Annotated in this window: 17 protein-coding genes and 1 tRNA gene; 2 read left to right on the top strand and 16 right to left on the bottom strand. The window is 39.8% G+C overall.

The window, feature by feature from the left end; genetic code table 11:
- Window positions 1-23: 23 nt before the first annotated feature.
- The 9 genes from BST99_RS09685 to BST99_RS09640 all read right to left on the bottom strand — a co-directional run bounded on the left by BST99_RS09685 (window position 24) and on the right by BST99_RS09640 (window position 7,863).
- A complete protein-coding gene (locus BST99_RS09685) occupies window positions 24-536 on the bottom strand; it encodes an STM3941 family protein (protein WP_105001624.1) in 513 nt (170 codons plus the stop codon).
- A gap of 259 nt (window positions 537-795) precedes the next feature.
- Entirely contained in the window at window positions 796-1,218 is a 423-nt protein-coding gene (locus BST99_RS09680) for a hypothetical protein (RefSeq protein ID WP_146106260.1), read from the bottom strand.
- A gap of 15 nt (window positions 1,219-1,233) precedes the next feature.
- Window positions 1,234-1,551 carry a hypothetical protein gene (locus tag BST99_RS09675; protein ID WP_105001622.1) on the bottom strand — a complete coding sequence of 106 codons (318 nt, stop codon included), beginning with the start codon at window positions 1,549-1,551 and terminating at the stop codon, window positions 1,234-1,236.
- Window positions 1,552-1,553: 2 nt separating this feature from the next.
- The gene (locus BST99_RS09670; protein ID WP_105001621.1) at window positions 1,554-2,291 is read right to left on the bottom strand and encodes a carbon-nitrogen hydrolase family protein; all 738 of its coding nucleotides are present in this window, start codon (window positions 2,289-2,291) and stop codon (window positions 1,554-1,556) included.
- Between the two features lie 12 nt (window positions 2,292-2,303).
- Entirely contained in the window at window positions 2,304-4,034 is a 1,731-nt protein-coding gene (locus tag BST99_RS09665) for a DMP19 family protein (RefSeq protein ID WP_105001620.1), read from the bottom strand.
- Window positions 4,035-4,238: 204 nt separating this feature from the next.
- Window positions 4,239-4,565: a YwqG family protein gene (locus BST99_RS14820; RefSeq protein ID WP_262494668.1), complete on the bottom strand. Its 327-nt coding sequence runs from the start codon at window positions 4,563-4,565 to the stop codon at window positions 4,239-4,241.
- On the bottom strand, window positions 4,562-5,128 hold the full coding sequence (locus BST99_RS14815) for a DUF1963 domain-containing protein (protein WP_105001618.1): 567 nt from the start codon (window positions 5,126-5,128) through the stop codon (window positions 4,562-4,564). The genes BST99_RS14820 and BST99_RS14815 overlap by 4 nt, the downstream gene beginning before the upstream one ends.
- Window positions 5,129-5,163: 35 nt before the next feature.
- Window positions 5,164-6,096: a hypothetical protein gene (locus tag BST99_RS09650; RefSeq protein WP_105001617.1), complete on the bottom strand. Its 933-nt coding sequence runs from the start codon at window positions 6,094-6,096 to the stop codon at window positions 5,164-5,166.
- A gap of 843 nt (window positions 6,097-6,939) precedes the next feature.
- Window positions 6,940-7,863, bottom strand: coding sequence for an HNH endonuclease family protein (locus tag BST99_RS09640; protein WP_146106259.1), 924 nt, complete (start codon window positions 7,861-7,863; stop codon window positions 6,940-6,942).
- A gap of 292 nt (window positions 7,864-8,155) precedes the next feature.
- Here BST99_RS09640 and BST99_RS09635 point away from each other — a divergent pair, with 292 nt between their 5' ends.
- The gene (locus BST99_RS09635; RefSeq protein WP_105001614.1) at window positions 8,156-9,325 is read left to right on the top strand and encodes a hypothetical protein; all 1,170 of its coding nucleotides are present in this window, start codon (window positions 8,156-8,158) and stop codon (window positions 9,323-9,325) included.
- A gap of 410 nt (window positions 9,326-9,735) precedes the next feature.
- Here the strand turns inward: BST99_RS09635 and BST99_RS09630 are convergent, their stop codons facing one another.
- The 4 genes from BST99_RS09630 to BST99_RS09615 all read right to left on the bottom strand — a co-directional run bounded on the left by BST99_RS09630 (window position 9,736) and on the right by BST99_RS09615 (window position 14,415).
- Window positions 9,736-11,934: a DEAD/DEAH box helicase gene (locus tag BST99_RS09630; RefSeq protein ID WP_105001613.1), complete on the bottom strand. Its 2,199-nt coding sequence runs from the start codon at window positions 11,932-11,934 to the stop codon at window positions 9,736-9,738.
- Window positions 11,931-12,881, bottom strand: a complete 951-nt coding sequence (locus BST99_RS09625; protein WP_105001612.1) for a HamA C-terminal domain-containing protein — start codon at window positions 12,879-12,881, stop codon at window positions 11,931-11,933. Before BST99_RS09625 ends, BST99_RS09630 begins: the two co-directional genes overlap by 4 nt.
- A gap of 83 nt (window positions 12,882-12,964) precedes the next feature.
- Entirely contained in the window at window positions 12,965-13,948 is a 984-nt protein-coding gene (locus BST99_RS09620) for a leucine-rich repeat domain-containing protein (RefSeq protein WP_219843828.1), read from the bottom strand.
- Between the two features lie 393 nt (window positions 13,949-14,341).
- A tRNA-Asp gene (locus BST99_RS09615) sits at window positions 14,342-14,415 on the bottom strand.
- Between the two features lie 147 nt (window positions 14,416-14,562).
- Here BST99_RS09615 and BST99_RS09610 point away from each other — a divergent pair.
- The gene (locus tag BST99_RS09610; RefSeq protein ID WP_181044202.1) at window positions 14,563-16,215 is read left to right on the top strand and encodes a carboxypeptidase-like regulatory domain-containing protein; all 1,653 of its coding nucleotides are present in this window, start codon (window positions 14,563-14,565) and stop codon (window positions 16,213-16,215) included.
- Here BST99_RS09610 and BST99_RS09605 read toward each other — a convergent pair.
- The 3 genes from BST99_RS09605 to BST99_RS09595 form a co-directional block, all read right to left on the bottom strand.
- Window positions 16,212-17,141 (bottom strand): DUF58 domain-containing protein, encoded by a 930-nt coding sequence (locus BST99_RS09605; RefSeq protein ID WP_105001609.1) that lies wholly within the window; start codon window positions 17,139-17,141, stop codon window positions 16,212-16,214. The genes BST99_RS09610 and BST99_RS09605 overlap by 4 nt on opposite strands.
- A gap of 69 nt (window positions 17,142-17,210) precedes the next feature.
- Window positions 17,211-17,528, bottom strand: a complete 318-nt coding sequence (trxA, locus tag BST99_RS09600; protein WP_105001608.1) for a thioredoxin — start codon at window positions 17,526-17,528, stop codon at window positions 17,211-17,213.
- 147 nt (window positions 17,529-17,675) lie between these two features.
- Window positions 17,676-18,881 (bottom strand): hypothetical protein, encoded by a 1,206-nt coding sequence (locus tag BST99_RS09595; protein WP_105001607.1) that lies wholly within the window; start codon window positions 18,879-18,881, stop codon window positions 17,676-17,678.
- Window positions 18,882-18,956: the final 75 nt, after the last annotated feature.

Below are 18,956 nucleotides of genomic sequence, written 5' to 3'. Positions count from 1 at the left end.
AGGAATACTTTTCTGTATTCCATTTATTTTTTCAAGTTATACTTTCCCTGGTATTCATTTAGTAGATCCAGAAGACTATAATGCGAAACAGCTAATCCGGTTGAGGTTATATTGAAGGGGGAGCCGTAATTGTTTAGGTTGAACTGCATCAGGTTTCGCTTTACTGAATTGGTCTCTTTTTCAATCCACTCTTCGGGCTCATTCACTAGAATGATAATGATTTTGGTACCACTAATTTTGATCACGTCAAAACCCTGAATCTTGTCCCAAGCCAGGCTTAACCTTTTGGATGACTTTGGTTCGATAATCAGTTTTTTCGCATTCAATTCTATCGCAATCTCATTTTTGATGAGTTTTTTGATGCCTATGGGTATTGCCGCACCAAAGAACAAAATACTTATTCCTCCAATTACTTTCTCAAACATGTCAGTATCTGAAGCGTATATCATTCCTAAACCGGCTGCTACAAAAGCAATTGCTCCTAAAATCAGTAAGAATGTCTTTGATCGACTTCTACCTATTTCTACTTTATCCATTTTTTATTCCCATGTCATTACTACTGGCATAATCGAAAGCACAGCAAAGAGTATAAATGCAATCCAAGTCAGTCTAAAATAGGTTCGGCACAAGGAAACTCTTGCTTTAATATCGTCCGATAAATGCTCTAATATTTCGCCTTCATGCTCTACTCTTCAAATATTCCACGAGCGGTCAATACTCCGTTTTTCTTTTCGTTGAATAGTTCCTCTAGACTTTCTCCATTGGGTCCTTTCCAAGTACCGTCTTTCGTCTTTTCTACAGGGTCGAATTGGTATTTTTGGTGATAGTATGTCCCGTCTTTTGACTGATGGAAAGGTATAAAATCACATGAGAGTACTTTTCATATTCCGGTCGACCATAGTGGTCATAAGAAACGAATTCAACGGTCCCAGGCTCTAGCTCATTGAAAATGTTTTTAAGGAGTCTGTATTTATTGCGGAAGCCTCTATCCCAAATGAGTCCGGATGCGAGAACGGTGTCTCCTGTTATTGAATCTATCTTAAACATAGATTTTCCGTTGTTCGGATTGAATTGAACCACCGAGACTTTTTTCCCGACGAAGGCGTAAAGATTTATGGAGTCATTCTCGAAAATAGGGACTAAATCCTCTTCGCTTACTGAGGAGTTACAGCTAAGGAACAGTACTAATAGTGAGAGAAAGGGGAGAAAGTATTTCATTAATTAGTTGTTTTTTCAGGTCTTTTGGTTCTTCCTTTTACTGATATCATTGAACTGTATAAACATCCACATAGCGAGAATTCCGAAGATACAGGCTAGAATAGTTTCCGTCCATTTGTCTGCTTTGTCTAAAGGCATATTCCAAATGAAAAAGAGGTAATAAGCGTAAAATGATAGGAGCATAATGGACCACAGAATATTTATAAAATCTGTATTCAAGGAGGAGAAGGAGAAGAAGAAATAAAGGATTTGAAGGATGCTAAAAACAACCAGGACCTTTCGCATTTTTATGATGCCGGTTTTAATGGATTGTGGTGGGTTGACTCTATTCATGGTTATGCAAGTCGTTTGTTGGTTGTCCATTCTTCACCTGTCTTTTCTGCAATCAAGAGTCCCGATTCACTAGAGTCTAAATGGCCGCAGCGTTTTCCGTGGGAGGTCCAAAATGCACTTTGACCCCCGGCTTCCATATTCCAGAGTTCTCCTGTATAATTAGACATCAGAATGTTCAGAGAATAGTCCTTGGAATAAGCGCCTAATAGCTCCTTGCCTTTACCCATTCCGTCTTTTGAATAGAAGATGCAGGGTATGTAGATGGTGCTTCCATTTTTAGAGGACACTCTGGGATGATCTTCGTTATTGATATCGGCACAGATGGCTAGGGAGATCTTTTCTTGGCCCAGTTGAATAATGGGGTTGAAATCCCTTGATGAAGCATAATACAGTTCTTCCCCGTCGTGTAAATACTGTTTTGTGTAAATGGCCATCGGCTTGTTCGGATAAATGACGAAGGCCCCTATGTATAGCTTGTCTAATTTTAGAATTGGTGCTCCGGCGATGATATGGATGTTCCCATTTGTTGCGAGCTGTTTTAGTTGATCTAAACGGGGGTCATTTTCGGTAAAGGCCATTTCCTTCCCTTCCTCTCTGCAGTACCCGGTAATTGACATTTCAGGGAAAGCAATCAACTCAACACCCTCCGCAATGGCTGTTTCAATTAAGCGGTAATGTTCTTCCAGGTTGGACTGGATATGGCCAACGGTAGAATTGATTTGGGCGGAGGCGATTTTCATGGATTGAGTACTTTATTCGGCCAAGCGTAATTGGTATCGAACGTAATGTATACTTTTTATAGGCTCTCCATCCTTTAAGGCCGGTTCAAATTTTAGCTCTGACATACTTGATTGTAATTCTTCATGTATCCACATATTATCTCCAACGGCAAAATCTATGTTTTCTACATTTCCTTTCTCGTCAATAAATAAATAGTAGCCATAGGAAAGTACTTTGTCATCATCATAAGCCTCAATAATGGAGGTTTCAGCCTTAAATCTTTGTGTTAATTCTTGACCGTTAATCGGTAAGGGTTGATTGTCTGGAAGTAGATACCCTTCGTGGAAGTCATAGCAACCCTTGCATATTCTGGAAATAATATTTGTTTTGACTTTTGGGTTTTTAAACTTCCGGAAATATTTAAAAGAAATCTCCTTACCATTTTCATAAACAGATTCTTGCTTTAAATTTCCGTTCTTGTAATAACTTCTTGAAACACCGTGTCTTTTACCATCCTTGTACTCTTCTTCCGATCGTAATAAGCCTTCAGTGAAACTTCTAGACTTACCGTGTTTGAGGTAATTTTTATAGCCGGTTTCTTCTCTACGCATTTTATTGAGCCATTCATACTCATTTATATAAAGTCCTGTTCCGTCAATTAAAATTTGCTCTCCTTTTTCAGTCCAATAGTTTTGGTAAAATGCTTTACCGTCTTCAAAATTCGCTTCCAGTTTTTTGCTTCCATCTTTCCAAAATTTTACCCATTTTCCGGCCCGGGTATATTTGCCAACATAGACTGATTGCTCTTTAAGTTGTGTATTATCATACCATTCTTTTGTTACGCCCAACCTGGTGTCCGTAGAACCTTTTTTCGTTACTAACTTATTCTGTACTCCGTTTTCGTAGAAGTAGTTATAGGTTACAATATCATTGGACTCGTCTTTTACGACCTTGTATTTTAGGGTTCCAGTGTCAAAAAACTCCTCGCGCTCCCCGGTCTCCTTTCCGTTCTTAAAGTCTATTTTTTCTTTTAGAATTCCGTTTTCGTAATAAGATTTGAATTCTCCATTGATCACACCCTGTTCAAGTGGAAATTCATTTTGAACAGTTTTGTCCGAATAAAAGGTCTTGCAAAGTCCAGTAAAGGCTAAGTCAAATTCCTTTCCATTTTCATCGACACAGATTTCGTTTGGGTTTTTACGGATGTATGCTTCAATTAAAGACATCGTCTTATCATTCATCTCATAGTATTTTGAATCGAGCAAAGACAGTTCATCAAGCCCCGCATAGAAGTCACTTGAAGACAAACTACTTTCTTGAGCTTTGTCCATTTGCTTTTGGCTTCTTTGATAGATATTATCAGCTTTTTTGACCAGCGCGGCCATTGCCGTATCGCCAATATGTTCAAGACCTTTGATTATGGTTGAAGCATAAGGTCCGTAGCCATTCCCATAGAATTGATCAAACCCACCATTAGTAACTTGGGCATCTAGATACCACCAATAGTAAAGTGCTTTTTGTCCGTACGATAAGGATTTGTTACGTTCAATTTCGTATTCCTTCTTCTTGACGAATTTGGACATAGGCTCGAGTACAAACCATCCAAAATCAAAACCGCTTAACTTGTAGAAATCCCCCTTATTCAGCTCAGGTCGAAAGTGCTTTGCTTCATCAAATTCCCAATAGGGATCGTTTTGGTTCTGTGCGATGCATCCGAAAAAATTTAGGAGTAGGAGGATGGAAAGGGTGAGTGTTTTTTTCATTGGTAGTGTTGGTTCAATATTCTAGCTGGCTCAGGGGATAATAGGAAGCCTTAGGGCTTTATTCTGAGTCGATCCACAAATTACGTTATCCAGAAATATAGAAGAGGCAGAAAGCTGTAATTCAAGTAAAGTTTTATGTAGGTGGGTGGGGGAGGAGATTACATGGGAAGTCAAAGGCCGAGAGGTTGACTTGTTGGGCTTTATCTACGTCATCTGAAGTTCCATCTTGATATCATCGAACTTCTTGTTTTTTAAATCAGTTCTGGACAGGCCAAAATAGAAGGTGCCACTGCTTCCATATTTTTTAATATCGGTGTTGGGATCAAAACAATCTAGTTGGAGTAGCAATTCATAGGTCTTAGATTGCTCTAGAATCTCATTCCAACGTTTCTTATATTCTGAGCTTGGCAATTCATGAATACCTAGATCATTCGCTGCGAAATCATAGACCACGCTGGACTGAATGGATCGGTCATGACCGAGCATCTGGTGCTGATTGTCTTTTGGTTCTAGAGTTGAGTCATACTCTATGAATTCTTCAAAGGTTGATAGAAAAGATCATAGAGATCATCGTCGTACTTTTCTTGGAGCTCAAAGTATTTATAGTTTTCAGCATCTGGAATGGTATAGAATTCCACATATTGAATGAGGGCCGGTTGGAAGCTATGATGGTCTTCTAGGTCATTTGGAAATTCAGTTCTCACTAAATTTTCGTCTTCACTGAATGAAAACTTAAAAGAATGATCCATTCCACTAAAGCCAGTACCCTTTTCATCCAGGGCAAGAAAGATGTGAAAGAATCCTTTTTTGGGTAAGATATCTTCCTTGTCTAGGTCCGTCAGTTCAGAAAGATTGTATTGAGCGCAGAATAGCATGGGTTTTCCATTCGCTCTGGGCCAGGTAAAGTCTTTCGGTAAATCGGGTTTCCCTCCAAATTTTGATTGCCCAACTTTAATGTCTTTATCCTCACAGGGAATGGTTTTCATTCCAATGGTGGGTCTAATCATTTTAATGATTTCTTCCCTGTCACTCGGATCAATTTCGATTTCTTCAGAAGTTCTGATGAAGGAGATTAGTTGGTCTAAGTGGTTCATTGGTTGGCGATTACGTATACGGAGCTTAGGAATATTTATTTTCTTTTTTTAACTCTAAATAGGATTAAAATTAGAATTAGAGATCCTGTGTGTAGTAAAGCTAACACAATGATAAGTCTATTGTCCAATTCTGAAAATTGAACACTTTTTTTGTTTTCGGATACTGGTTCTACAAGTTGGATAACTGTTTTAGAGGGGTCTTTGTAATAACCTAAGGAGTCAGATAAAACGGTTAATTCACTATCAATAGATTTCATTTGACTTATAATTGAATCTCTTTTGTCAATGAGTTTCTCGGAGTATTCATTTTCTAGTTTGTTTGGTAATGCTTCAATTTTAGATCGAGCCTCGAGTTCTTTTAGCTTTAAGTCAGTTACTAAGTTTTTTAAATTGAAGTTCATTTCAAGTACTTCTTCTTTAGCCTTTAAATATTGATCCTTTGTAGATTCAACTGTAATAAAGTTGTATATATTACCGCCTAGTATTAGGATTAAGTTGGCTAATGTGATGGCGATTAGTATCGTCCTTAAGTTAAATGGAGATGCTGGCGATATTTCACGTAAACTGTTGGGTTCAGTCGATTCATAATCAGTATGACTCATTATAAATACCGTATAGTTACGATTAGTAAATGTGTTGCCTATCTCATTTCTTATTATCCTTTCAAGGGTCCAGTTAATTATTCTTGAGGCGTAATCAATAAAAGTCATAATTCCGCCAGCTAATATTATCCATTCGAGCATAACGGTGCCAGATACTATTATACTTCCTTCTTCAAAAATTAAGTCGCACCAAACTCTTGTGTCGAATCTCCTGGACAATTCATAAGCGATTTTTTGCTCAATGGAATTTCGTTGGTGCATGAGTGTTTGAAGTACTTCCTTCTCCGTATTTTTATGTTTTTCATAATTATGAAAAACAATTTCGCCTTCAATTTGAAATTTGATGTTTCTTACTCGATTAGACATTCTTGCTTAATTATAGGAAAGCATCATTTTTGAAACTTATAATGGTGCCTTTGTTAATTGTAATTACAAAATAGTATTTGACGGAAGTACGCGAGAGTAGAAAACTATAATTTCAAGGTAGTTTTATGTAGACATGGTGGATTAGAAATTGGTATTTTCTCCCGAGAGAATGTTGATACTTCTGTATTCTCGAAATTTAGGCTTACTACAGAATTTTATATTCAAATGCGAATACGACTTTGGTCCTTAGGTTTAAGCACGTTATATGTCTGGGTTTGTTATGGGCAAGAGACTTATAGAATTGGAAAGACCGACTACTATTACAGCCTATTCTACGTCACAACTGGGAAGTCTCAGGTCAAAAGGAGTTATACTAATAAAAGGGATTTCTTAGAAAGTCAAGGATTAAAACAGATTCCTAAAGGATATGAAATTGATCATATAATTCCACTATTTGAAGGGGGATCGGACGATCCTTGTAATATGCAACTTTTGACAATCGAAGAGCATGATAAGAAGACCGAGCTCGACCGAAAAAGAGTAAGAGATAATTACTCCTCTTTCAAGTATCCTTCAGAAGAGGATTATTTCGAGAGTTACAATATCAATAATTCGAATCTTTATCCTGGAGATACTGAAGCGGTATATTCTGGGTTAGACTTCGTCGGTCGAGCTATTTTTAGATCTGCCAGTGGGAGATATTTTTACTTTAATCGGAAAGGAGAAAGAGAGTTGTTGCTTGATGAGGTTAAAAGCAACTAATTAACTTAGATCAAATTGTAAATTCACTATGGCAATAGAAAACTGTAGTAAAGGTGTTGAAGGATCTATATTCTCATTATTCTATTTCCACTCTTTTCGGTGATTCTTCCAGAAATAGCTTTGCATTCCTGAGAATCGCGCCTCAGGACCCGTAAACTCTTCTTTTACTTGTTTCAGTTTTCTTTTTTTCTTGAAGGTATTAAGGTTAGATCGGTTGATTGATCGGACTCTACTCTGCATTTTTTTGAGTTCTCTACATCTGGAATCACAGAGATGTCTTCGATTTAGATCTAGTTTTTCTATGGTATACTTCGCTCTATCAAATGCGAATCCACTTGTTTCTTTGGGGACTACCTCGATTCGACTCTTTTCATTCTCCGTCACAAGATTGTATGCTAGAAAGTCTTCCGGATTGTCAAAATAGGGATTAAGGAAGTACGGCTTTTCACTCTTTTCTTTCCTCAGTAGTTTTTGATACTCAAGATTCAATCTATGCCAATTGTAGAACTGGAATCGTTTATAATCTTTTGGGTCTTCAGGTAGACCAGAAAGTCGAATTACCCCGCTACCTCTGCTAACTTTTGGTTTGATTAATGGGGGTGATAATTTGGTTCCTTTTACCTTAAAATTTGCTCTTTTGTTGTTATTGCAGGTTAAGCAAACAAGCATCAAGTTGAAATAAGAAAATCCCAGCCAATAGTACTTTCCTTCGTTTTTATGCCCTTGACCTTTAGGTCTAAAATGATCAATACTACTGCTAATTTCAACTGGACTTGATTGACTCAACTTCTCTTCACAAAAAACACATTTACCATTAGCTTCTTTAAACAGATTATCGCTTGAGGCTTTGTAAAGACTTTGTCTGCTTGACCACCAATTCGAAAGAATGGACTCATTACTTCTTTTGTATTGCTCGTAAAGCATTACGTCCAGGAGAGTCTTTTTGCCTCCCCAAAAATGATCCTTTAAATCACTTAATGTAAAGTCCCTGTATATTTTGCGCATGGTAGGTGTTTAGTCAGTTGGCAGTCTTCTGATTTTGTAGGATCAGATACTATCAACGTGGTAATATAGAACAATCCTATTATTTTAATCAATCTCCTAATTGGATACAACACCTTATTCCATGATTTGGATTTACTGAGTTCGAGGTCCATACTCCCCGTCCAGGAATAAATCGGATAGAACTACACATATTTTGAGGATTTCTTCGAACAGATGAATATCTTGGAAAGGAAGATTTGAGTGAATAATTCACTTAATGATTTATTCAACCCAACTAACTAAATGCCACTGAATGAGAAGAACTCTACTCCTTATTCTTTTTCTCTGCTTGTTTATTTCATGCTCAAAGCATCATGGTGAAATCTACTCTTTTCAAGGGGAGATTGGGAAGAAAATAGGTGTCACGGGAACTTTAGAGATTAATAGAGACAAAGTAACAGGATCATACCATTACAACATATTTAAAAGGTCGGTTAGAATTGAAGGTGCTGTTGAGGGAGATAGGCTTAGTTATAGGGGAATTGATCCTGATGGTAAACTGATTGATTACTTTGATGGATATATCAATGAGGATAATTCTATCTCCGGTGTTTGGAAAAGCGCCGATGGTCAAAGATCAATGCCGTTTTTCTATACGTCAACTGTTCAGAAAAGTTATCTCCATTACTTCTTCTATGCAGCTGTAATACTGGCACCTGTTGGACTTTTTATTTACTCGAGGAGAAAGTATCCATCCTTGGTGTCATTCGGTTCTAGGACGGGGAATAAGAGCAGGCCAGTTGAACAGATGACTTCTTTTGATGAGGTTACACCGCCGAAGGTTGAGAAGAGTGCTGTTAAAGTGTCATACAATAAGGCCAAGGGATCAGGTTATACTAAATCAAAAAGAAGAGGTGATTCAAGAACTCTTAATGACAAGTATTCTAGTGTGGAACCTCTAGAAGAAGATGAAGCAGTAAATGAGGAAGAGGAATCCGTTCGTAAAGGAAAGGCCTTTGAACGATATGTTCAGGAAGGATTTGATTCGAGGTATTACAAATGGTTAGAAAGTAGAAGTGACGATAGGTATGGCCATGATAGCCCAGAGAGTAATAAATATCCAGATTTTGTTTTTTCCCTTAAGTACAAGGAAGATGGATTGAATAATACATTCGCTATTGAATGTAAATACAGATCGAACCTGCAGAAAGTGGGTGGTATGTACCGACTTTTTGATGCTAGGCAACTATCAAATTACCTGAAGTACAGTCAAAGGAATAACTATCCGACTTTTGTTATCCTCGGAGTTGGAGGTGAGCCTTCGGGGCCGGAGAGTATTTACATAATTCCTTTAGAAAGTCTTGAAAACCTGAAAGGTAAATATGAAGAATCAGTAGGTATCCGATCTGCCGATTTAAGCTCTTATTTGAAGACGCAGTATAGAAATTTCAGGTTTTTTCCGAGTAGTCAGGGGTTGGGGTAGGAATCCCTGAATAAATCATTGTAAAAATAAAAAAAAAACGGCTTGGATGTGCCAAGAATAAGGAAGGGCACGTATTAAAGGTGGTGTTTTAGCTAGTCATTTTTATTTCTAATCGCTTTGTTTATATCTTCAACCATAATTGGAGAAAGGCTCATAGATTGAATTTCTGCTTTTTCTAGCCAATTCATTACTTCTTCTATTGTTAGATCGGTTCTGGCTATATATTCCGATATTGTTATAACAGTATTTCTGCTCAACCCTATAGCTAATAATGATAGTTGAGTTATTTGAGATACTCCAAATTCTAACCAAAGGTTTAGATCTGGAATTTCATGAATTAAATCTTGCCGATTAAATTTTTCAGAAAAAATCTTAATATGTCAATGTAGCAACTCGATTCTTTTGCGAATCTAAAGCGAGCAATTTTCAACTGAATCCATAGTTTCACGGCAAACCGTGTCAATCTTCTTGGAGCTGCCTTTTGATTTATAGTTCTCGTATGAACCGCTGATGAGAAATGACAATGGTTTACCGCTCATCCAGTTGATAAGAAGTAAAGCTCTAGAATTATTAAGTTGTGGAGGAAAATTAGCAAGTGTTTTACCAATTCGGGCAACAAGCTTTACATATTCTTGGTAAGCATTTACGTCTTCCGGGTAAACTGGAATAAGCGATTCTATGTCTTCTGTTTTTTTTTGAAAATATGTGTAGAGCTCATTTTGAGCAATAGGTGATATTCCAGGGTTTCGAAATATTATGCTATCAGGAATTTTTATTTTAAGTCTAAGTTCTTTAAACTCCTTTATTAAGTCACGCTCAAAATTAGACTCTTCTTTCAGTTTTTCTTGTAAGAATCTGGAGTAGTAATAGGAAAAGGCAAACTCTAATTCCTGATCAGTTTCGGCAATTACCCTTGGACTGCCGTCCTGTACAAACTGCAGTAATTCTTCGCTTCGCCTTAGTTTAATTGAGTCTAAAGCTGGCTCTATCTTTTGTTTCCTCTTAGTAGGAGTTGGTTTAATTTCCCAATTGTTGGGTTCGATACAAACTATATTACCGCTAAACTCTTTACCCCACCTACCTGCTCGACCGGCTAAATTCCAAAAGTCATTTTCATTTAATGGGTTTCCTTTGCCTCTTGTTGGTTTACGAACAAAAACTGCCGTTGCGGGTAAATTAACTCCTTCTAGTAAGGTAGATGTGCAGACCAAGTATCTAATTTCGTTTTCTTTAAATAAGCGTTCAATTTCTTGTCTTACTAAAAGTGGCATATTTCCATAATGAAATGCAATTCCTTTTTGTAATACATTAGCAAGTGAATAGTCTTTATGAATGGTTGTTTTGACAAGTTTAATTAGTTCCTTTATTGCATTAGAACTCGACTTTTCTGGGATAAGATCATAAAGTACCTTGGCATATCTTTCGGCTTCAGCAGGTCCATTTGAAAAGATTAAACTGCCTCCTTCTTTTGAAGAAATTGCGTCTGTTAAGAATGATATTTTTTTTGCTTCAGTAGTAGGACGGTCAATAAGGTCAACAGTACCTAGAGAAATTTTCCCTGATTTCAATACTAATTCTACTTGCCATAGTTTTGGTTTTCTCTCTACTTGTGAGATGTAAAGTAAATTCTGGTTTACAGCTACAAATTCAGTATTTATTATTTCTGAAGTTTGAGAGTAATTCAATCCTTTTAATAAAATTTCTGGATTAGATGTAAATGGACTAGAAAAGAATATTTTAACTTCTGGGTTCAATTCTACTACATCTTCAAGTTTCCTTTGGAGTAGGATGCCTCGGTTCCCATTGTCAATTTTATGAGCTTCATCAACAATTAAGAGGTCAACATCAGAATTTTTTGGTTGTATGAGATGCCAGTGAAGTCTTTCTTGGGTAAATACATAAAGGTTTTTATTTGCCTCTGATATTTCCTGATGTGGTACGCTTGTTAGATTAATATTTTTAAGTTGATTTGTCTCAATTAGTAATCTAAGGTCTTCCTCCACTTGGCTAATTAGAGCCCTTGTTGGTACTAAATAAATGATCGTCTTTTTGGGCTCGGTGAGTTCTTCTAATAACAGCTGATAAAGTATATAAGACTTACCAGCAGATGTAGGAGCGGAAATGCTCAAAGTCCTTTTTTCTTTGGAAGCATCATAGACTTTTTTCTGAAATTTATTGAATGAAACGACTTTTGAATTTACAAGAACAGAATTTTGAATGTTAACTTTGTTGCTAAGAAGTTTGAACGGTACAGGTAAATTTTCTCTATAGTCAGTATCGATAAGCTCTCTTTTAACAGCAAGCTTAATAGCGGGCATATTCGTTAATGTTTCCAAAATGACTGCAGCCCCGGACTTTTGGATTGAAGATGTTTCGTTAGTCAAACAAGTTTGAGCTATTCTGAGTGCTGCCTCGAGATGCTCGCTATTATCCGAATGACTTAAAATACTGGCGATACCCAATATGTTATTCCAGTTTATTTCATCAAGTAACTTTTCCTTATCCGTTGCCCATTGAAGATTCTTAATTGTTTGCGAAACCGACAAGGCCATAATGGCGTGGTATTGCCTTCTAAAACTATCTAGGTTATAAATTTGGTCTGCTATCATGATCCAATCAGCTCAAGGAAATTGTCTCTGAATTTTTGAACTGAAGGAAAAGGGATTAAAAAGACATGTATTTCAAAACTTTCAAGGCCTACATGTGTTTTGATATGCTTTCCTCCTTTATTAAGCCAATCATCCATTTCCTTTAAAAACTGATCTTTAATTTCATCAAGTGTTTTTTCAAATGGCTTCGATGGATAATTATTGCTTTCAAAACCTACAAAACACACTCCTCTATACTTTAGTTTATTTGACATATCGTCATCTAAATCAAAATATCGCACTAAGGCCTTTTCCAGCTCGGGATTATTTATATTCTGATTTAGATTTTGCGTGATTAATTCAAGATCTCTTGTTTGCGTAGAATTATGTCCAAATGTGTCTAGTAAAAATCCTTTCAAACTATCAAAACAGTTTTTTAATGCATCATTAAGTTTTTTTTGCATTTTAGACTCGCCCCAATAAAGTGCCAAAGTCTCATCCTTGGGGTCAAACTTTACGTGAATACCATCTGCACCTTGGTAATGTAATTTACCAGACGATTTAAGAGACATTTTGCTGATAAGCTGCGGTAATTCTAGAATTTCTTGCACTAAAGTATAAAGTAACATTTCCCCAAATTCACCTGTTTTATTTAGATCTGTGAAGAGAGCTTTTGCTCTTTTCTCCAAGTCGGATATTTTAGAAAACGAACCAGTTCTTTTATGATGTTCACTAGCCTCATCTTGCAATTTTTTTGGGATCGAATAGTCTATGATTTTTGCTGCTACGAATTCTATTAGATCTTGAGTCCTGGGGTTACCCTGTCCATCAAGTTTTATAAAATAACAGTAACCAAGCGCTTGAGTTTTATCGATATTTAATTCAGTCCCAAGTTTTTCTATCCTAGAATGAATTTCACCTTCGCCATTTAGAAGTAGAGATTTAATAGCATTTTCAATCCAGCTCATTTCATTTTTTGAATTACTGACAACGATTTAGGTATGTTTAGTTGTTGACTTAATAAAACAATGAATACTAACCGTTGTTATATTTAGTATTTATGTGCTATTCCTGTTTCTTTTCTAATCTCGGACAACTTGTTTTTATCTAAAACCCCTTCTTTTAAGTAAAAATGAGATGTTTCTAAATATTCAAACTCTCTAAGCTCATCCATTAAGTCATTTACGGTATTGCTTTGTACTGAAAGGTGCTTTAAATATTTCATTGTCTTTAAACAGTCTGGGAATCTTTGAATTTCTCCGCCAATCCTTAATTCTTTAAGATTCTCACAATCACAAATTGATTTAGGTATTTCGGCTATGTTATTATCTAACAGGTTTAGGACTTCAAGACTTTCCAATTTATTAATATCGTCTGGTATCGTCGAAATTTGTTGTCCATTTAGGTCAATTATCTTGACATTTGGTAATTCCATTATTTCTAAAGGGAAATTCTTTAATCTAGCCGAATATGGGTGGATTTTAATTACTTCTACTGACTCTGAATTCTTTAATGCCCTTTTGATTGAATTAAATTCACCAGTCTTTTCAAGTTTTTTGGTCCTTTGAAGGTCCTTGTTTGCATAGAGGGCATTGATGAATATAAAAGGAAGTATGAGACATGCCAATAGCGATGGAATGATATATTGTAAGTTGTCTCCCGAAACCTTGTTTCTTCTGGCCTTTTTTACAATTATGATTGAAATAACGATGAACGTAATAATTGAGATTATCAGAATTGGAGAGTTAATGCTATTTAAGATTTCGCTTTCAATACCAAAAGTATGATCTAAAACAGAATAGCCTCTTGAGTCGTCAAAATCAGACTGGAACAAGAAGATCCCAAGAAATGAGAGGTGAGATAAAATGATTAGTAATGAACTCTTACTTCCGCTTTTCGCCAGGTAGTTCATTGAATAGAACTGAACTATTAAATGAAATCCTCCGAATAGCAAAGCACTTCCTATTCCAAGAAAGAAAAGCCAACCCAAAATAGAAAGCCTAGCACCGATTCCAATCGATACAACTAATGTCAATAATATCGCTTGTGTCGTTTTATTCATATTAAGTCCAACGTACCAACAAAGTGCAAATGGTATTTATGCAAAGTATGCTTTCAATTTACTATTTACTTGACTATTAGGCGTACAGAAAACTGTATGTTACTGAAAGATTTATTTGAAACAAATATGAAGATAGAAAAGCCTCAAAGGACAGAAATACAATGAAGCTTCTATTAAAAGGTCCGGAATTCTTTTCTCCGCTAGCGCTGCGAAAAGGGCCTAAGGGGTGGCCCTGCAAAAACAACTGCGCCCTTGTGCTGCTGCGCAGCTGAGTCTTTTTCCATTTCCCAGCTCTTTTGAGCAAGCTCAAGAGCTCTAAAATGAAAAAACCCTCATCACTAACGTGACAAGGGCTAACTTGTAATGCGGTCCGGACGGGACTCGAACCCGCGACCCCCTGCGTGACAGGCAGGTATTCTAACCAACTGAACTACCGGACCAATATTTCAAATGCCTTTCGGAAACATCTTATCCTTGAAGGCGGGTGCAAATATACATTTTGGCTATTGATTGGCAAACAATTTTGTCAAATTAATCATGGATTTTGGGTTGTATCTTGCTACATGCAATTAGGGCCGCATAAGATCATGACCAAAAAAGTGTATTTGGAGGCAAAATGGAGTAGGGGAAGCCTGCTTTTTCTGGCCTTATTTTTTAGCCTAGTGAGCTATGCCCAGGAGACCGGTTATCTGACCGGGCGATTGGTGGATAGCGATTCCGGAGAGCCGGTGGTGTTTGCCACCCTGCGTCTGCAGGGATTTGCTCTGGGCGTCATCAGTGACAAGGACGGGGGCTTTCGGATTCCCATTGAATACAAAGACAAAGGGACCTCGCTCGAGATTTCCTGCTTGGGCTACCAGACCCAGAGTTTTCCGCTTTCGGGGCTGAGTGCACAGAACAGCACTACCATTCGCATAAAGCCCGCGGCTTTCGAGCTGAATGAATCTGTGGTGACGGCAAAGAGGAAAAGGCTGACCTCTGAGCAGATTGTACAATACGCCTTGAACAATATTCCGTCTAATTTTCCGACCGACAATTTCGGGCTGGTCGGTTACTACCGGGATTATCAGCTGAAGGAGGAAGAGTACATCAACCTGAACGAGGCCCTGATCGAGGTGATGGATATGGGCTTTCAGAGTCTGGACCCGATCAACACCCATTTCCTGCTCTACGAATACAAGCAGAACAAGGCCTTTGAGGTGGATTCCTTCGCGGCCAAGCCCTACGACTATAAGCAGTGGGACAAGGTGGCACTCTCCGCTGAGGTGCCCAGCTACGGGGGCAACGAACTCATCCTGCTTCGGGTGCACAACGCCATTCGCAACCACGAGATCAACAGCTACTCCTACGTGAACCGCATCCGCAAAGACTTTATTCCTCGCCACGACTTTAAACTGAGGGGGGTAACCGATTACGACAACAAAAAAGTCTATGAGATCGGTATTTCGATGTCGACCAACGGTTTTTGGGTAGACGGCCGACTCTACATCGATCAGAACACCTTCGGGATTCGCAGGATGGACTATTCCGTATACAAGGCTACTCGCACAGACAGGAGCCGTGAAGACGCCCTTAAGACCGTCCGCAACCGCGCCTACGGCAACCCGGAATCCAAGGTCCGTTCTGAACTTCTCTACAGAATCAATGTGGAGTACAAGGAGCAACAGGGAAGTGACGATTCCAAGCTCTACCTGAACTACATCTCCTTTGAGAATGTGTTTCGACTAAACCGCCCAGCCGCTTTTCGGATTGATAACCTGGTCCTGGACCTGAACCGGCGGGAACTGGAGATCTGGCTGAATGTGCCTCCGGCTGAACCCGAGGAATTGAGCAAGTCGACTTTTCAGGTGGAATTTCTAGGCCGAAAAGTCCCCATCGAAGATGTGGTCTTTGATCCCAATAAGAACACCCTCCGTTTGATTGTCGACCGCGGCAAGCTGAACAAGCGCCATGTGCAGCTCTTGTTTTCGCCCGACTTTGAGGTCTCCAGCAGCAAATTGATCGTGACGGCCAAGCGCCTTCGGGATGCCGAGGGGAATAAGCTGGGGGAACGTGACGTAGAAGACCTGCGGCAGTTTCGGGAGTTCTTTACCCAGCAGGTGGTGCCTTATCGGAACGGGGTAAGGGAAGCGTGGAAGATGAATAAGGAAATTCCTTTATTCGATCCGGAGCAGCCGATTTATCCGCTGGAAGGCCAATCCCAATTTTGGATGAATACGCCTCTGCCAAAGAGGAACTAGACCATTTTTTGACGCTCCACCAAGAAGGTGTTGAGCACCTGGGCAAAGGGCTGGTGGATATCGGCCTCGACGTACTTGATTTTGTACTGCCCGCAGCGCACCTTGAGTTCATTCAGGTATTCCTGCATGCGGCCTTTGTAGTTTTCGCGAATCTGGTCGGTATAGAGGTCAATGTGCTCTCCGGTTTCTACATCCAAAAAGCGCTTGGGGCCTTCTTCAAAAGCAAATTCCAATTCGAGCTTGCGGTCGGTCAGATGAAAGAGGACCACCTCGTGTTTGTTGTACTTCAAGTGCTTGAGGGAGTCGAAGAGGGCCTTGGACTCCACCTCGGTCTGCAGCATGTCCGAAAACAAGAAGATCAGGCTGCGGCGGTGAATGCGTTCCGCGATCTGGTGCAATAGGGAATAAGTACGGGTGGCCTTGGCCGGGTCCTGGCGCTGGGGAATGCGGTTGAGGATATCGTACAGCATGCGGTAATGACGCTCGCTGCTCTTCTCGCCAATACTTTCTTCAAAATCGGCCGAATATACACTGAGGCCCGTGGCGTCGCGCTGCTTTTTGAGCAGTTGCATCAGAGCCGCGATGGCCAGGGTGCCGAAACCAATTTTGTTGAGTCGGTCCAGACTGAGGTTGTCATAGGCCGGGTAATACATGGAGGCCGAGCTGTCCAGGATCATGTGGCAACGGAGGTTGGTTTCTTCCTCGTAGCGCTTGGTGTACAGCTTATCGGTCTTGGCAAAGAGCTTCCAGTCGATGTGCTTGGTGCTTTCGCCCGTGTTGTAAATCTTGTGTTCTGCGAATTCCGCGGAGTAGCCGTGGAAGGGACTTTTGTGAATTCCACTGATAAAGCCTTCGACCACCTGTTTGGCCAGGAGTTCCAGGTTCGAAAACAAGGGGGCTTGGTGAAGACTCTTTTGCAGATCCATGTAGTGAAATTAAACGAAAAAAGGTTGTCCCTTGTCAGAAACAACCCTTTTCTCTGTGGTGTTTTCGTCTTAAAGTACGGCGTCGATAGCGTCGGTGTAGGCGGTCTTTGGAGACACTCCTACCTGACGGCTAGCAATCTCTCCGTCTTTAAAGATCAATACCGTCGGAATGTTGCGGACTCCGTATTTCGCAGCGAACTCGGTGTGAGCGTCTACGTCTACTTTTCCAACAACTGCTTTTCCTTCGTATTCGTTGCTGATCTCGTCGATGATCGGACCGACCATACGGCAAGGACCGCACCAGGCTGCCCAAAAATCAACAACTACAGGTTTATCACTTTTTAGAACAACTTCTTCGAAAGTTGCGTCTGTTATTTCTAATGCCATTGCTACTAGTTTTGATGTGCAAAGTTAGTCAAATTGGAAGTCAGAACCTTACAGTCTGAATTACTTGTTCACCAGTTTTGCACCAATAGAAAAGCCACCCCGTTGGGGGTGGCTGTTTCCTGGTATATAGAGGGAAATTGAAGTCTCTTAGTTGCCTTCTTCGTCACTCTCTGAAGAACACTCCAGGCTTACTTCACCTTCTTCCTGGCATACTTCTTCGTAGATCACTTCGTCGTCCATGTTCTTGACCCAGATCATAAGACCGTTGTCTGTTTGCTCAGAGACTACGTAAAGCTCTCCTTCGTCTTCAAAGACTTTCTCAGTACAAGGAGTGATCAGCACACAACGTACGCTTCCCGCCTCGTCGTTTCCGTCTTCATCGTCAGAGTCATCCTCGTCAGAATCGTCCTCGTCGTCCTCATCATCATCTTCGTCTTCGTCTTCGTCTTCGTCATCGTCCTCGTCATCATCATCATCATCGTCGTGATCGCGACGCTTCTTTCCGAGGACCACTTCCATTTGCTCACCGGCTTCGTTGGTGTAGAGAGCAAATCCGTCACAAGTGCCGTCTCCGAAATCCAAAGTGGATGTTCCTGTAGGCGTGGTGTAAGTCTTCACACCGGACACGATGAACTTACAAGCAGCAGGCTTCACCAGAGGAGTCGTGATTTCGACGCTGAAGGTCGCTCCGTCAAGCGTCGTGTAGGTAGAGAAACCAGTGATGGTTTTTACGTTGTCTACCCAAGTTTCGGTATCGGCACCTTCGGTGATTTCGACCTTACGGCTACCCGCTTTACTTACCGTACCGGCTTCGGTGACAACGGTCAGGTCAAAATTACCCGACATTTCAGGGTTTCCGTTCTCGTTGGAACGGGTATGGCTGTAGCTACGTGATCCGTTGATCAGGTAACCGTTGATGGCCAAGTCAGTAACGGTCAAGCTGTTCTCGGAGCTTCCTTCGTTATACGACTCTACCTTGACAATGGTTCCCGTGATGACGTTTCCGTTTTCGTCTTCACACTCGCCATTGAATACTATAGTAATGGTTAGGGTGTTTCCTTCTTTTACAATCGAGAAATCAGAACACTCGCGGAAGAATCCGGAGCGACCTCTCCATTCTTGATCGTCGTCCTTCGAAAAGGTCAGGTCATTAATTCCGTGGAAATAACTGGAGTACATCGCGATGTCGTCCAGTACGTTGAGGGACTCTTCTACCGCGACCTCGAGGTTAACAGCATCTACCGTGCTTTCGAGTTCGGTACTTTCGGTATTGAGAGCGTCTTCTAAGTTCTCAGTTTCACAGGCCACAAATACCAGGGCCAGGAGCCAGAACAATACTTTAGTCGTTTTCATTGTAAATAGGATTTGTTACGTATATAAGATTGAACGCTTATAAAACAACCGCTCTTAAACAAACCCTACTTCAAG

This window comes from Aureicoccus marinus (assembly GCF_002954325.1).
In the GTDB taxonomy this organism is placed as follows: Bacteria; Bacteroidota; Bacteroidia; order Flavobacteriales; family Flavobacteriaceae; genus Aureicoccus; species Aureicoccus marinus.
The sequence above is the reverse complement of the archived record's forward strand: the minus strand, read 5'-3'. Positions and strand labels throughout refer to the sequence as shown.